Source organism: Paraburkholderia sp. BL18I3N2 (assembly GCF_003001875.1).
In the GTDB taxonomy this organism is placed as follows: domain Bacteria; phylum Pseudomonadota; class Gammaproteobacteria; order Burkholderiales; family Burkholderiaceae; genus Paraburkholderia; species Paraburkholderia phytofirmans.
In genome coordinates, this window is sequence record NZ_PVNC01000002.1 from 233,162 (window position 1) to 248,220 (window position 15,059).

At 60.6% G+C, this 15,059-nt stretch carries 8 protein-coding genes and 1 pseudogene; 3 read left to right on the forward strand and 6 right to left on the reverse strand.

Going from position 1 to position 15,059, the window contains the following annotated elements:
- Positions 1 to 23 precede the first annotated feature (23 nt).
- The 4 genes from B0G75_RS07005 to B0G75_RS07020 all read right to left on the reverse strand — a co-directional run bounded on the left by B0G75_RS07005 (position 24) and on the right by B0G75_RS07020 (position 5,888).
- A complete protein-coding gene (locus tag B0G75_RS07005) occupies positions 24 to 1,331 on the reverse strand; it encodes a solute carrier family 23 protein (RefSeq protein WP_106302457.1) in 1,308 nt (435 codons plus the stop codon).
- 330 nt (positions 1,332 to 1,661) lie between these two features.
- Positions 1,662 to 3,227 (reverse strand): methyl-accepting chemotaxis protein, encoded by a 1,566-nt coding sequence (locus B0G75_RS07010; protein WP_106302460.1) that lies wholly within the window; start codon positions 3,225 to 3,227, stop codon positions 1,662 to 1,664.
- 425 nt (positions 3,228 to 3,652) lie between these two features.
- Positions 3,653 to 4,267, reverse strand: coding sequence for a DUF2239 family protein (locus B0G75_RS07015; RefSeq protein ID WP_106302463.1), 615 nt, complete (start codon positions 4,265 to 4,267; stop codon positions 3,653 to 3,655).
- A gap of 88 nt (positions 4,268 to 4,355) precedes the next feature.
- Complete coding sequence (locus B0G75_RS07020; RefSeq protein WP_106302466.1) at positions 4,356 to 5,888, reverse strand: sensor domain-containing diguanylate cyclase; 1,533 nt, start codon at positions 5,886 to 5,888, stop codon at positions 4,356 to 4,358.
- 647 nt (positions 5,889 to 6,535) lie between these two features.
- Between B0G75_RS07020 and B0G75_RS07030 the strand changes: the two are divergent.
- From B0G75_RS07030 to B0G75_RS07040, 3 genes and pseudogenes are all read left to right on the forward strand, one after another.
- Positions 6,536 to 8,305: pseudogene (locus B0G75_RS07030) on the forward strand (methyl-accepting chemotaxis protein).
- Positions 8,306 to 8,676: 371 nt separating this feature from the next.
- Positions 8,677 to 10,041: an integrase family protein gene (locus B0G75_RS07035; RefSeq protein ID WP_106302469.1), complete on the forward strand. Its 1,365-nt coding sequence runs from the start codon at positions 8,677 to 8,679 to the stop codon at positions 10,039 to 10,041.
- Between the two features lie 509 nt (positions 10,042 to 10,550).
- The gene (locus B0G75_RS07040; RefSeq protein ID WP_106303641.1) at positions 10,551 to 11,105 is read left to right on the forward strand and encodes a very short patch repair endonuclease; all 555 of its coding nucleotides are present in this window, start codon (positions 10,551 to 10,553) and stop codon (positions 11,103 to 11,105) included.
- On the opposite strand, the gene B0G75_RS07045 is transcribed toward B0G75_RS07040, so the two are convergent.
- A complete protein-coding gene (locus B0G75_RS07045; protein ID WP_106302472.1) occupies positions 11,091 to 12,185 on the reverse strand; it encodes a PD-(D/E)XK motif protein in 1,095 nt (364 codons plus the stop codon). The genes B0G75_RS07040 and B0G75_RS07045 overlap by 15 nt on opposite strands.
- Positions 12,178 to 15,057, reverse strand: a complete 2,880-nt coding sequence (locus B0G75_RS07050; RefSeq protein ID WP_106302475.1) for a Z1 domain-containing protein — start codon at positions 15,055 to 15,057, stop codon at positions 12,178 to 12,180. The genes B0G75_RS07045 and B0G75_RS07050 overlap by 8 nt, the downstream gene beginning before the upstream one ends.
- Positions 15,058 to 15,059 lie beyond the last annotated feature (2 nt).

The following is a 15,059-nucleotide window of genomic DNA, read 5'->3' on the forward strand; positions in this document are numbered from 1 at the left end:
GTGGGTTCAGCGCGCGAGAAAAATCACGCCACTGGACCTTGCGCCGGCTTCCTTCTCAGGAGCGCATAGAGAATGATCGCGCCGAACGTCGCGGTGCCGATACCACCGAGACCGAAACCGCCGAGCTTCAACGAGAAATCGCCAGCGCCGAGCACGAGCGTGACCGCGGCCACGATCAGATTGCGGTTGTCGGAGAAGTCCACCTTGTTCACGACCCAGATGCGCGCACCGGTCACGGCGATCAGCCCGAACACGACGATCGACACGCCGCCCAGCACCGGCCCCGGAATGGTCTGGATCACCGCGCCGAACTTCGGCGAAAAACCGAGCACCGGTGCGATCAACGCAGCGATCACGAAGACCAGCGTCGAATAGATCTTGGTGACGGCCATCACGCCGATATTTTCGGCATACGTTGTGACACCCGTGCCGCCGGCAAAGCCGGAAACGATCGTCGCGAGTCCGTCGCCGAGAAATGCACGGCCGACGTAGCGGTCCAGATTCTGGCCCGTCATCGCGCTCACTGCCTTGATATGCCCGAGGTTCTCCGCCACCAGAATTACCGCGATCGGCGCGAGCAGGGTCATTGCCTGCATGTTGAACACCGGCGCCGTGAAGTGCGGCATGCCGAACCACGCGGCGTTCGCGACAATGGCGAAATCGATCGGCTTACCCATGCCGAGACCGTTCGTGACGATCGCGTAGATCACATACGCCATCAGCAGGCCGACCAGAATCAGCAGACGCTGCAGCATGCCGCGCGCGAACACCGCGACCGCGCCCACGCACAGCACGGTGACGAGCGCCATCCACGAATCGAAGTTGCTGCCGCTCACACCATGCACCGCGATCGGCGCCAGATTCAAACCGATCACGCAGACGATCGCGCCCGTCACCACCGGCGGCATCAGCGTCTCGATCCATTTGGTGCCGACCGCTGACACGATCAGGCCAATAATCGCGTACACCACGCCGCACGCGATGATCCCGCCCAGCGCGACCGGAATGTTCAGGTTCGGGCCGTGCCCACCATAACCCGTGACGGCGATCACGAGACCGATGAACGCGAAGCTCGAACCGAGATAGCTTGGCACGCGGCCGCCCACCAGCACGAAGAACAACAGCGTGCCGATGCCCGACATGAAGATGCACAGGTTCGGATCGAAGCCCATCAGCAACGGCGCGAGCACCGTCGAGCCGAACATCGCGACGACGTGTTGCACGCCCATCGCAAACATCTGCGGCCACGCGAGCCGCTCGTCGGTACCGACGATGCGGCCCTCGGCGGCCGCGGACTGCGCGCGCCAGCGGGGGAAGTAGGAATCGGCCATGGCGGGGGTTCTCCTCTGTTCGGCGCTATGTATGGTGGCGCGGCGCCGGAACAAAGCGCCGCCCAGGAATTAGGCGCGAGTGTACGGAGTGCCCTTGGGCCTGGCAAGCTCGGGGAAATGCGCGGCGAGGCATGGATGAATGCCGCGGTATGGCGTGGCGCTGTCCGCGTTGCTTGCGGCGGTGAGGACCGTGGTTTGTTGTCGGTGCCGCCGGGCCGCGTAGCCGCATTGCTCGCAACACCGGAGTCGAGGCTCTCTAACGACGCTGGGCAGCCATGTTGCATGCAGCGGCGCGCGCGATCCAGCGCGATGTTACCGTCATCGGCGCCCTCAGCCGTGCCGCGCTTTCAGCGAAAACACCGTCACGGCCGCCTGCAGCTGCCTCGCCTGATCCGCCATCGACGCCGCCGCGGCCGCCGCCTGCTCGACCAACGCCGCGTTCTGCTGGGTCACATCGTCCATCTGCGCGACAGCGCGATTGACCTCTTCGATGCCGGTACTTTGCTCCTGCGACGCCGACGAAATCTCGCCCATGATGTCGGTCACCCGTTTCACCGCATGCGTGACTTCGGCCATGGTCTGCCCGGCCCGCTCGGCGAGTTCAGCACCGCTGCCTACGCGTGCGGTCGAGCTTTCGATCAACTCCTTGATCTCCTTCGCCGACACCGCGCTGCGCTGCGCGAGCGAGCGCACTTCGCCGGCCACGACCGCGAAGCCGCGTCCTTGTTCGCCGGCACGCGCTGCTTCCACCGCCGCGTTCAGCGCGAGGATGTTGGTCTGGAACGCGATCCCTTCGATCACCGCGATGATGTCCGTCATGCGCTTCGAGCCGGCCGCCAATTCGCGCATCGTTTCGACCACGTCGCCGACGAGGTGGCTGCCGCGCGCCGCGACTTCCGACGCGCCGTGCGCCACGCCACCCGCCCGCTGTGCGTTCTCGGCGTTCATCTTCACCGTCGACGTCAGCTCCTGCATGCTCGACGCGGTTTCCTGCAGCGCCGCGGCCTGCTCTTCGGTGCGCTGCGACAGATCGGTATTGCCCTGCGCGATTTCGCCCGACGCCATCAAAATCGATTCGCTCGACTCGCTGATGCCCGACACGATGCCGGCCAGCCGTTCGCGCATGTTGCGCAACGCGAACAACAAGCTGTGTGAGTCGCCGGCGCGGGTTTCGACGCGCACGCTCAAGTCGCCGTCCGCGATGCGGTTGGCGATCTGCATCGCGTAATCCGGTTCGCCGCCGAGCTGCCCGGCCAGACGACGTGCGATCACCATGGCGAGCAACATGCCCGCGACGATCGCGCCCAGCACCAGCGCGCTCATGACGATGCGCATGTGCTGATAGTCGGTGGACGCTTCCGCTTGCGCGTCGTTGGCTTGCTGACGGCGATAGTCGATCAGCGCGGTGATGCGATCGCGCAGCGCCTCGCTCGACGCAATCGCGCGACGCACGAGTTCGTTGTTGTCGACGCCCGCCGGAATCGGCTCGAGGCCGATCTGCTGATGCACGATGCTTTCCCACACCGCCGACTTGCGCAGCACGTTGTCGAACATCTCCTGACCCTTGCCCGTTTCGATCGTCGCGCGATACTGGTCGTAGGCCGCGTGCATCTCCTTGAGCGAGCCGACAATGCTGTCCTTCAACTTTTGACGGCCGGCGTCGTCGGCGGCGTAGCCGAGATTCGCGGCGGCCAGATCGGAATCGATCTTGTGACGGTTCGCCTCTTCCATCCAGTACAGGCCGTCCATGTGTTTATCGCAGATGGCGTCGGTAATGCCGTGCATGGACGACAGCGTACTCAGCGACGTCGCGCCGATCACCACGCAAAAACCAATCACCACGGCAAACGCCAGCAGCAGTTTCCTGAACACGGGCATGCGGTCGAACCACTTCATTTCACCATCCTTCATGAGTCACGACGGGACGCTCGCGCCGCCACGCCGTCGCGAACATTTCGCGATCTGTCGGATACGTGGCGAAGCTCCCACCTCATTTACGGCGGCCATCACAGGGACTTGATGAGGGAAATATCAGGAATAACCGGGAGAGGATGTTGTAAGCAATGCTTAGCGCACCGGACCTGCGCGCGGGACGCCATGCGGGCATGACTATCGGAGACAAGTTTGGGATTCGTCTGATGTATAGGAGTGAGTGCAAGCTCTTAGACTCGCTCTGCTGCGTCGACCCCCATGAGTGGGCGCATGCGATGTTGTTGTAACTCTCCGACTTTCCGCTCGCGCTTCCCCGGCGCGAGCGGTTTTTTTTGTCTGTGCGATTCGGTGCTCGCGCCGCTTGCAACGGCGCTGCGAGTTGCTTGTTTTTACGCGTGCGTCGCGAAAGCGGTGTTCGCGAGTCGCAAGGTGTAATCGCGCACCTCCTGCGGCCATGCCGCGACGATCTCGTCGAAACGCGGACGGTCGTCGGCGTAAAGCGCGCGGGTCGCATCTTCATAGCGCGGCAGATTGCCGGCCAGCGCGGTCATGAAGCGATACACGGCTTCCTGCGCCGCGCGCTGACGGTCCTTGTTCTCGCCGGCCACGCGCGCCGCGTCGACCAGTTTGCGCAGAGCGACCGACGCGCCGCCCGACTGTCCATTAAGCCAATCCCAATGACGCGGCAACAGCGTGATTTCTCTCGCCACCACACCGAGCTTGGGCCGGCCACGGCCGCGTGGCGTGTCCGCTGTGGCGTCGTCGGCGGCGTGAGCGGTTTGGGCGCCGTCATCTTGGCTCGCTAACCGCGCGACGACCTCGTCGGGCGTGCCGCGCAGATCGAATTCGATGGGCCGGCTGGTGACGTCGTCGAAGACCAGAACCGGCGCCTGTTCGCCGCGCGCCAGCACTTCTCTCACCGCTAGCGCCACGTCGGGCAAAGCGCCGGAGGCGATGCGGCGATGGCCTTCGAACGCGGTGCAGGTGTGCAGATGAACGGTCATGACAAACTCCAAATGAAGAATTTGTCGAATTATATCCGGGTTAAATTCAAATACAAGATATTACCCGGGTAAATTTATGTCACGTCTCTCAGACGGAGTTGCGCGTTTCGGTGCGGGGTGTCACCGCGGCGCCGCCCAAGGGCGAACTGTGCGTCACGGTGCGATAGCACAGCACGCGATTGCGGCCCGCATCTTTGGCTTCGTATAGCGCGTCGTCGGCGGCGTTCAGGAGGGCGCGGCTCGTTGCGAATGCCTGGCCTCGCGTGGTGGCGATACCGATGCTCACGGTCAGCACATGGTGCGAGCTCGCCACGTGGCGAAGCTGAAGCGCCTGGACCGCCGCGCGAATCTTCTCGGCGATGAAAGCTGCGCCGGTTTCGTCGGTGTCCGGCAGCAGCACGGCGAACTCTTCGCCGCCATAGCGCGCCGCCGTATCGCCCGGACGCCGCACGCTCTGCGCGATGCAGCGGGCCACGGCCGTGAGCGCATCGTCGCCCGCGGAATGACCGTATAGGTCGTTAAAGCCTTTGAAACTGTCGACATCGATCAGCAGCATCGACAGTGGCCACGCGTTGCGCTGCGCACGACGCCACTCATCTTCCGCGTGTTCCTCGAAAGTGCGGCGATTGTTCAGGCCGGTCAGCCCGTCGGTGCGCGCCAGCACGCGCAACTCTTCTTCGGCTGCGCGGCGATGCCGCAACTGGTGCGAGAACTGAATCGCCAGCGCGATGATCGTGAGGTCGAGCGCGGCGATCAGCGAGCCGATGATCCACGCGCGGTGCCGCCATTCCACGTAGATATCGTGCGTGGACAGCGCAACGTCGAGGATCAGCGGATACATGTCGATATGCCGGAACGCGTACCAGCGCTCGACGCCGTCGATCGCCGCCGTGCCGAAGAAGTCCCCGCTCGGCTGCTGGGTGAAGCGCGAGTAGTTGGCGGTGCCGGTCAGATTGATCCCGATGATTTTCGGATCGAACGGACGCCGCATCAGCATCGTGCCGTCGCTCAGCATCAGTGCCATCGAACCACCGGCGCCGAGATGCATGCCGTCGAACAGCCTGCGGAAATAAGTGAGGCGCATGGTGCCGACCACCACGCCGCCGAAACCGCCGTCCGGCCGCGTGATGCGCCGGCTCATCGCGATGCTGATGTCCTTGCCGCTGACCTTGGGCATGAACGGGTGGCTGATGTACAGACCGACGTTGGGCGAGTCCCGCTGCACCTTGAAGTAATCGCGGTCGGCGAGATTGACGCGGCGTGGCGGCGTGGCTTGTGAGTCGAACCTGATGTTGCCGGCTTCGTCGGTCACGAGGATCGAGCCCATGTCTTTGGCGCTCGCCGAGCCGTCGAACAACACCATCTGGCGGATGGCCGGATCCAGCTCCAGTACGCCGGGCTGTTTCAGACCGTCGATCACCGCGCGCAGCGAGAGATCGTAAATCTCCAGATTGCGCGACACGTCGCGCTCGACCAGCAGCGACACGTTGAAGACCGAATCCTGGGCGCGCCGCAATGCGTCGTCGCGCATCTGTGCCAGCACCCACACGGCGATCGCAAGAATCGCACTGGCCAGCACGATACTGATTGCAATCACGATGTTCGGTCGGCGCGTCACCATGGGCTTTTCGTTCGAGCATGCGCTGGCCTACGCGCGTGAAGAAGAGGGCCGCGTCCGGAGCGGCGCGTACCGTGAAGCGGTAGCGTACCAGACGATGCGCCGCGCCGAACCATCGAACAGACGGGTTTTTGCCGGGCCGGGCGAGCGCGGCACCGCTCGCCCGTGCTCAGCCGGTGTGCATCGAGCGCGGACCGGGATGCTGACCGGGTCGAAACGCGGATGTCGGCTGTCTCGAGCACCGCTTTCTCAGCGCCGTGGCGGGCGTCCGCCGGCATGGAGAACGATGGGGAACGGCGACCTGTTTCAAGCGGTTGTTCCACCCTCTCGCTCGATGCAATGTTTCATCACGCGCTCAAAAATATTCATTTGCCCAGAAATTCCACTTTCCTCGGTCATTGCGTGCAAGCCTTGTAGAGATATACCCGATTTTGCCTTCAGTACTCGAGTGTGCGAACCGATATCCGATAAATGGGATACCTATTTTGGGTCTTACGCCGATGCGCTTCGCTCCCGCATCGACGAAAGACATCGAAGGGATAGACCGCGCGAGGCCGCCACGATGTACGGCGGTCACACAGACGCTCCCATGCCCGGACCTGAGAGTCCATTGCGAACGCATCTACGTTTCGTTATTGGAGAAAAAAATCGTGACACTGAAGCACCTCACCATCAAAGCAAAACTCATTGCCGGTTTCGGCATGCTGTCTCTTATCGTCGTCGCGGTTTCCGGGCTTTCCCTGAAAGCGCTCAGCGACTCAACCGATGGTTTTTCCAGCTTCGTGCACGGCATTACTGCACGCGCGGACATGGCGGTGCAGGTGCGAACCGCGGTCGACCGCCGGGCGATCGCCGCGCGTAATCTCGTGCTCGTGACCAAGCCGCAGGACTTCGAAATAGAGAAAGCCGATGTGCTGCGCGCGCACGAAGACGTGCAATCCGATTTGAAGAAACTCAACGATATGATCGCGACCGCTACCGACACATCGGAAAAAGCGCGCAGTCTCGTGGCCGAGATCAATCGGGTGGAGGCTTTGTATGGACCGGTCGCCACCGACATCGTCAATCTCGCGCTGACCAACAAGCGCGACGAAGCGATCGTCAAGATGGACGATCAATGCCGGCCGTTGCTCGCCGCGCTGATTCGCGCGACCAACGCGTATGCCGACTACACGCATACGCGTCAGGAACAGATGATCAACGACTACGCGGCGCACTACGAGAACCAGCGCAATCTGCTGATTGCGATCAGCCTGATCGCGGTGGCGCTCGCGATCGGCGCATGCGTGCTGATCACGCGCGCGGTGACCGGACCGCTGCGCCAGGCGATCGACGTCGCGCGCACCGTGTTGAAAGGCGATCTGCGCACGCGCATCGTGGTCGACGGCAACGACGAAACCAGCAAGCTGCTCGGCGCCCTGCGCGAGATGAACGAACGGCTGACGGCGATCGTCGGACGCGTGCGCGACAGCAGCACGAGCATCGCCGGCGCGGCGCGCGAGATCGCCGCGGGCAACATGGATCTGAGCCAGCGCACCGAGCAGCAAGCGGCCTCGCTGCAGGAAACGGCGTCGAGCATGGAGGAACTCACCTCGACCGTGAAGCAGAACGCCGACAACGCGCAGCAAGGCAGCATGCTGGCCACGAACGCGTCGTCGGTCGCGCAGAAAGGCAGCGAGGTGGTCGGCCAGGTGGTGAACACGATGCACGACATCAGCGATAGCTCGACCAAGATCGCGGACATCACGGGCATCATCGAAGGTATTGCATTTTAGACGAACATTCTGGCCCTCAACGCGGCCGTCGAGGCTGCGCGCGCCGGTGAGCAAGGCCGCGGTTTCGCGGTAGTGGCGAGCGAAGTCAGAAGTCTGGCGCAGCGCTCATCGAGCGCGGCCAAGGAGATCAAGGATCTGATTGCCACCTCGGTGGAGAAGATCCGCGACGGTTCGGCGCTCGCCGGCGAAGCGGGCAAGACGATGGCCGAAGTCACCCAGGCGGTGGCGCGGGTGACGGACATCATGTCGGAGATCGCGGCGGCATCGAGCGAACAAAGCCGCGGAATCGAGCAGGTCAATGTCGCGATCACGCAGATGGACAATGTCACGCAACAGAATGCCGCTTTGGTGGAAGAAGCGGCGGCGGCTTCACGGTCGATGGAAAATCAGGGGCAGCAGTTGAATGAGGCTGTGGCGTTCTTTCAGGTGTTGAATGGTGGTGATGCGGGGGCGTTTGTTTCGGCGGCGTCTTTGCGGAAGGAGATGGCGCGGCAGGAGCGGGGTGTTACGCCTGGGCGGCGGGTTGCGCGGGCGACGGATGTGCCGGGCGGCGCGTTGGGTGTCGCGCCGGGCGCGGCGTTGGATTCCGCGTTGGCGACGGCTGCGGGCGCGGTCGGTGCGGATGAGGGGTGGGATAAGTTTTGAACGTGTTGTTCTGCGCGAGCGCCGTGCTTTGGGGGCGCTCATGCGGGATGTGGGTTTTGGGGAGCAGAGCGGTTTAGTGCGAAAAGCTTGGGACAGAAACGCGAAAACCGGCGTGCAGCCGGTTTTCGCGTGACGACAAATCTTATTGGTGGGAGGAGGAGGATCGAACTCCCGACCTTCGCATTGCGAATACGAACAAGCCAACATTTCCCGAGATGGATTCATGCTGATAAAAATTCATAACTCACTGTATTTTAAACGTTTTCCTTCAAACATCTTCGCATTGATGTTGATCCACATACCTTTGTTACCGCATAATTCGGTTACATGGCGGTTACATGAGATCGCCGACTTACGAGTAAGGAGGCTAGGTGGCGAAGGTAAACTTCACTGCGGCTCGCGTAGAGGCGCATCGCTGCGAACAGGGTAAGTCGCAGTCATTTCTCTGGGACAGCAAGACTCCCGGACTCGGCTTGCGCGCCACACCAACCGGAGCCAAGGCTTACATTTTTCAAGGGAAAATCCATGGCTCGACCGTGCGGATTACGATCGGCGACCCAAGGAGCTGGACGATTGACCGGGCTCAGGAGCGAGCACGAAGTCTCCAGACGCTTATTGACGGTGGGGTTGATCCGCGCGAACGAGAGGCAGAGCAGAAGGCCGCGCACGAAGCCCGGCAGGCAGCAAAGCGCCGTCAGGACGTGACTGTCGGAGAAGCGTGGGAACACTATCTAGAACACCTGCGGACAAAGATTTCGCCCAAAACCAAAAAGCCGCGGTCGGAGCGCTACATCCTCGACCATATCAACCTCTCGTCGCCCGGCGGAGGTATTGCAAAACGCGGCGGTAAAGAAAAGGTACGCGGGCCATTGGCTCCGCTCATGCCGCAACGGTTGACAGAGATAACAGCAACCTCCATGTCTCAATGGCTCGAGGCCGAAATACCTCGGGGGCCAACGAACGCCGGTCATGCATTCGGCCTTTTCAAGGCATTCATTAGGTGGTGCGACACTCACGAGACGTATGCAGGCATCATCCCCCACGAGGCCTACGCTTCACCAAAGGTCAAGGGCATTCTCCCTCGTAGCGCCGCAAAGGATGACTGCCTTCAGCGCGAGCAACTGTCTGTTTGGTTCAGTGCTGTACGTGGCATCGCCAACCCCATAATCAGCGCGTACCTCCAAGGGCTCCTGATTACAGGCGCTCGGCGAGAAGAGCTGGCCGCGCTGCGATGGGAAGACGTGGACTTCCGCTGGCGCAGCTTGACCATGAACGACAAAGTTGAAGGTACTGGCGGCCGGACTATTCCGCTCACTCCTTATCTAGCCAGCCTATTGCGGAACCTTCAGCGCCTAAATGAGATTCCGCCGAATAAACGTCAAGCCGCTCGCCTAGTTGAACGAGGCGAGCAGTGGGAACCATCGGAGTGGGTGTTCGCCAGTAAAACAGCATCGGATGGGAAGATTGCTGAGCCCCGTCATGCACATAATCGCGCGTTGGCGCCGACGGGTTTGCCGCACATTTCTCTGCATGGCCTGCGCCGATCATTCGGAACGCTGTCGGAATGGGTCGAGGTTCCCGTCGGCGTTGTCGCCCAAATCCAAGGCCATAAGCCGTCCGCAATTGCTGAGAAGCATTATCGACGACGCCCCCTCGATCTGCTGCGGATGTGGCACGACAAGATCGAGGCGTGGGTGCTCGAGCAAGCGCAGATCAAGTTTGAGCCGCGGAGGTGACGCCACGCGGACCGTTCGCCTGTCACCCGCGGCCGGCCGTGGCAGGAAAGCTGACGCGACAACGGATGGGATTGCGGTCTGTCTGCAATCGTCGTCGCCCATCGGCGGCGTCCCGCCGAACAGAAGTTGCCCGTCGCGGCTTAACCTCTACTTCTGACCGCCGTTAAAAACGGGGGGACTACCGGCACTCGCGCTCACCAAAAGGTGCTCCCGTGGGTTGTTCGGCGCCGCCCGCGCGCACCGAAGCGGAGGATCGAACTCACGACCGCAGTACGATTAACCATCCACCGAAACGAGAAGGCAGAGATGCCCCCATAAGTGCCCCCACACTTGCTTCGCTGCCCGACTTACGGCAGTCGGCGCTTGTCCGACAGAGGAAACCGGCGTTCCAAGCGACAGTTTGCAGCGGTTGGCGGATACGCGCACAATCACACAGTCGAGGTCGCTGGGCTGCCTCACATAGCGCCATTCCAAAGGCGGTAACGCCGCTGATGGAGCGAAAAGGGACCATGGTCGATATATACAACGCCCAGCAGCGGTCGCGAATAATGGCTTTGATTCGCGGGCGTGGGAACAAATCGACCGAGGCAACGTTCGTTGCCATCCTGCGCGCCGCGGCCCTCACGGGCTGGCGCCGCCACCTTGAGATTTCACTGAAGGCCGTCCACGGCCAGCCTGTGCGGCAGGCGCAGGGTATCCGCCAAGGCAGACGACGTCCAACAACCATTCGACCCGATTTCGTGTTTCGTGCAGCAAAGCTCGCCGTCTTTCTTGACGGCTGTTTCTGGCACAGATGTCCGATGCACTATAAGGCGCCAACGAGCAATGAACGGTATTGGAGGGAAAAAATCAATGCCAACGTGGCGCGCGACCGTCGCGTGGACGCAGCCCTTAAGTCGGCGGGCTGGCGCGTTTTGCATTTGTGGGAACACGAACTGCGAGCGCCGCCCGTAGTGCTGCGCAAACTACGCCGGCGGTTGCCAAGGCAACCGGGCGAAAATTCAATCAACTTTGACGGCGGGCGGAAAGCTGCCGCCCCGGGGGATGCATTAAAGAATGTTTAGATACTTTCGAATCATTGCGGTCACAGAATGCTTCCAGTTTGCGGCCGGATTCATCCCGTTGATCAGGTTCGGCAACTCAAGCGTATATTGAACACTGCTCGGCCGCACGAACAGACCGTCTACGTCTTGATGACGCAGGATGAGCATTTGCTCGTCCTCCATCTCGTAAAGCCGAGGCGTAAATGTCGACCTGTATCTCGTGCTATATGCTTTCGATGTTGATTCCGTTCGGTGATCATACCCACGAGAGCCGGTACCGCCATATCGATATACGTCGTCAAGAAAGCGCTGCTGTAGAGGCGTGAACTCGTCGTTAGCCTTTGTCACTCCGGCGCTTAACCTGTTCAAGATCCGTTGCACGACGTCCGGTAATGTTTGGCCCTCCTGAATCACCGGCGCCAATCCAACACTCAGAAGCATCAGGCGCTCCTCCGAGGGATATCGTTCATCTACTTCGACCTGGTGCATGCCGCTGATAGCGTGTGTTGACGATTCTAGTTGGGTAGATTTGATCTCTAGCGACGTCGAACCTATCACAAAGTCTCTCTGACCAGCTTCATACCCACGCCACATATCGAGCACGGCCGACCATGCTTCAGGCCGGTTTGCAACCGCATCAAGTAGCGTTTCGAGGCAAATGAGTTCACCCACCAGGCCAAGAATGTGCTCCTCACCTAGTGCACTTCGTAAAAGTGCAAGTTCAAGGAGCGGCTCCACATCGTTCAGGACCTCCTGCAAAGGACGTCTAGTGCCGATACCGGCCTTGATCAGTTCGACAGCAAGAAACGCTGCCAACGGAACAAAGTGCGGGGCAGAAGGCAGCACAACTCTGCTGGCGTCAAACTCGTCGGCGCTCTCCGCGATTTTCCATCGGCCATGCTCAAGGTGCCTGCGCACGATCGCCGTGCGGGGAAACAGCTTTTGCCCGCACATGAATACTTCCACGCGAGCTGAAGCTGTCTTTGCAAGGCCCAACGTCATCGGCAGAATCCAATAGACCGATCGGTCTTCGGTCTTCGCAGGGGTGCCCAGATCTTCGAGGCGGGAGCAAAGTTCCTCGAACGAGATGCTTTCAGACATGGAGATCACCTGCAACTCGAAGCGCCGCTACATGGTCGGGGCCTCCCTTCGGAAGTGCAAGGCCAAACGCGATCATCTCTTCCTTCGTGCCAGGGTCCATGATTGGATGTATCAAAAGTAATCCCGGCTCGCCTCGTTGGCGCCATGCTCCTTCGGTAAGAAGGCGCGGGGAACCGGCAGGATTGTGAAAGTGATAGTCGAAAACCTGGTCGCCCTTCCAGCGCTCAGTCGGATTTCGAGAGCCCCAGAGAGTTTCAAGAATGCGTGGCGTCTCTGAGGCAAGCCCTCGGCGCATCATCGGGAATGCTTGTCCGTCGAACGTTAGGTTCGCCGTAGTGCTCTCCGAGCCAAAACGAAGACCCACATAGAAGTGCGGGGCAGTCGCCCTGTACGCTGCAAGGTCCAGTGAGTTCCACGGTCTTGTAGGATTGTCCGTAGGTTGCATGCCAGGCAGATCGTGTCGCTGAAGCGCCTCATGCCACAACCGCAAATAGGCGGCGATAGAGTACGGGCAACCGCTTGGCTCGACAGCCATTTGGCCAGGGTGCTCACCGGGAGGTCTGAACAAGGGTTGCTGTAAGTTCAATGCGGCCTGAAGACTCGCCCATCGCTGTGAAATCGGTAATTGCGGATCCGGATCGTGTGCTGAGTATCGAAGCTTCTCCAGAAAATCTGCCAATTCAAGCATGGAGATGGGCTTCGATCGAATCAAGCCCCGCTCGACGTTATCGGGGAAACAAAGGTGTTCCCAAGAGCCGTCGTCAATAAAACTTTGAACGAGCGCGATGTTGTGACCATACCGTGCGCCATTTGGAGGTTCAAGCAAGCGAATGGCAGGCGTTGGGCCCGGATGAAGAGGGATTCGGCGACTGTCGACTTTTGTCGTCGCCCAAAAGGAGTCACCCTGAAGCACAAGAACACCATCTGTCGCTGCCGGGTGTCCATCCATGCGGCTAAGAATCTCCCGCTTCAACGCCACGTCGTTGTAGTGGTACTTGCGGAAAAGCGTCAGTTGATCCGCGTAAAGGAACACGCGACAAAACGGGAGATGTGCCCCCCGGTAGCCGAACCATCGTTGCATCTGCATTTGCGTGTCGGCTGCCGGCTCACGGGCGCCACGCGCGAACAGGCTCGTGGTTAATCCCTCAACAGTCAACCCTCGTGACAACACGTTGCCCGCGACGAAGATGGTGTAGATATCCCGAGGAGCTTGCCAAAGCTGAGAAGTCCCATCAATGGGAGTCGCCTCGAAAACCGGTCGATCGTCTGCGCGTGGGTCACTATTGAGTACCCGCAGTTTGACGTTAGGAAATACTTCGTCGACAAGCAAGTCGCGGATACTGTCCCAATCGATAGAGCCAATACCGAGTTCCGTATAGCCGGGAAGTGCCGAGAGGCCTGCAGCTGTAGCTGCAAATTCCGGCAACCACCGGCGCCACTCCGCTTCCTCGCGGCGCAGGCGAATAGCAAGGCCATCGGCATCGATTTCCAGGCGCGGGTTGCCGAATTCGTCGACGGCCAGCACGACGTCCTTTTCTCCGCCGGGTGATGCCTTACACCAACGAGCGAGATCCTCCGCCCCCTGGAAATGCGCCTCCTTCAAAGCGGACGGGTGATAGAGCATTGAATGAGTGCGCGGCAAAGCCGCCTTGAGCAAAGCCAATTCTGTCGGCACAAGCGGAACTGTTGAAAAACGTCGCCGATCGAGGAGCAGGCGTACAGCGCCAGCTACAAGGAACGATCGCATTGCACTTCCGATCATCTCCCATCGCACTTGAGCGTGCTGGGCCAACTCAGTTGCAGAAGCATTGGCGTTAGCAGCCGTAAAGGGGTACGCGACGCATGGGTCCCCCGGCATCTCGCGCAAACGCTCGTAATAGTGCTCCCCCCCGCAATAGAAGGCGCTCAGCCCCTTGTGTTCAAAATAAGTGTCCAGCCTCGGCGTTCTCTCGCCCCTGTCCGATGGCACGCGCAACGCAGCGTGAAAATGTCTGGGCGCCAAGGGGTTATGTGAGCGCTGCAAGTAGTTCGCTTGCGGCGTCGCTGTGTAGGCGATGTATGTCGCCTGAAGCAGTTCATTCCGTGTGGCTGGCGCGCACTCATCCGAAGACCACAGATACTGGATGAACTGCGGCGTAATGCGAGAGCCGTCCTGTGCATCCAGGATGCTCGCGTCGTCCGCCTCGTCGTCGAGAACGACCATTCGAAGTGGGTGTCCGCGACGCTCTAGCGCGCCCTGATTCGCATGCTCCGTCAGAAACTTTGCGACCGCCAAAAGGTGATCATCTTCTTTCGGGATCACGAAAATAATCGGCTTCCGTGTCTCCACGGCTTCGACAACGCGGCGTCGAACCCCACGTAGGTACCGATAGGGATCAACTCTTGCTCCGCCGGAGAGAATGTCTTCAGGTTGCGGAACAAGTACGCGCTCAGAATTCTTGCTCCATGCGTTGAACAGGTCGCTTCCGTCAAGTTGGCGAAGAAGGCGCTCATACGTCTGCAACCAAAGCGCAATGCGGGTGCCCGCAAGCACAATCAGAATGTCGATGCTCCGATCAAGCAACAGAGCCGCAACGGCAAGCATGCTGGCTGTCTTGCCCGACTGGACAGAGCCCACCACCATCCCGGTCACTACAGTTTGCCCCTTTCGACCCGCGGTACCATCGACAGTGGGCTGTGCGACCGTGCGTAGAGCATGATCGACGATGTACCGAGCGTCATCTTCGATGATTGCTCGGGTATCGTCAGGGAGTGAACGAATAGCGTCGCTGTACCGGCCCCACCATGAGCCCTGAGCCGGCACTAACTGTTCAATCTTATTCGCCTCGATCGCACCAGTGACCGGACGTACTGTATTCACTGTCTCACGCATAC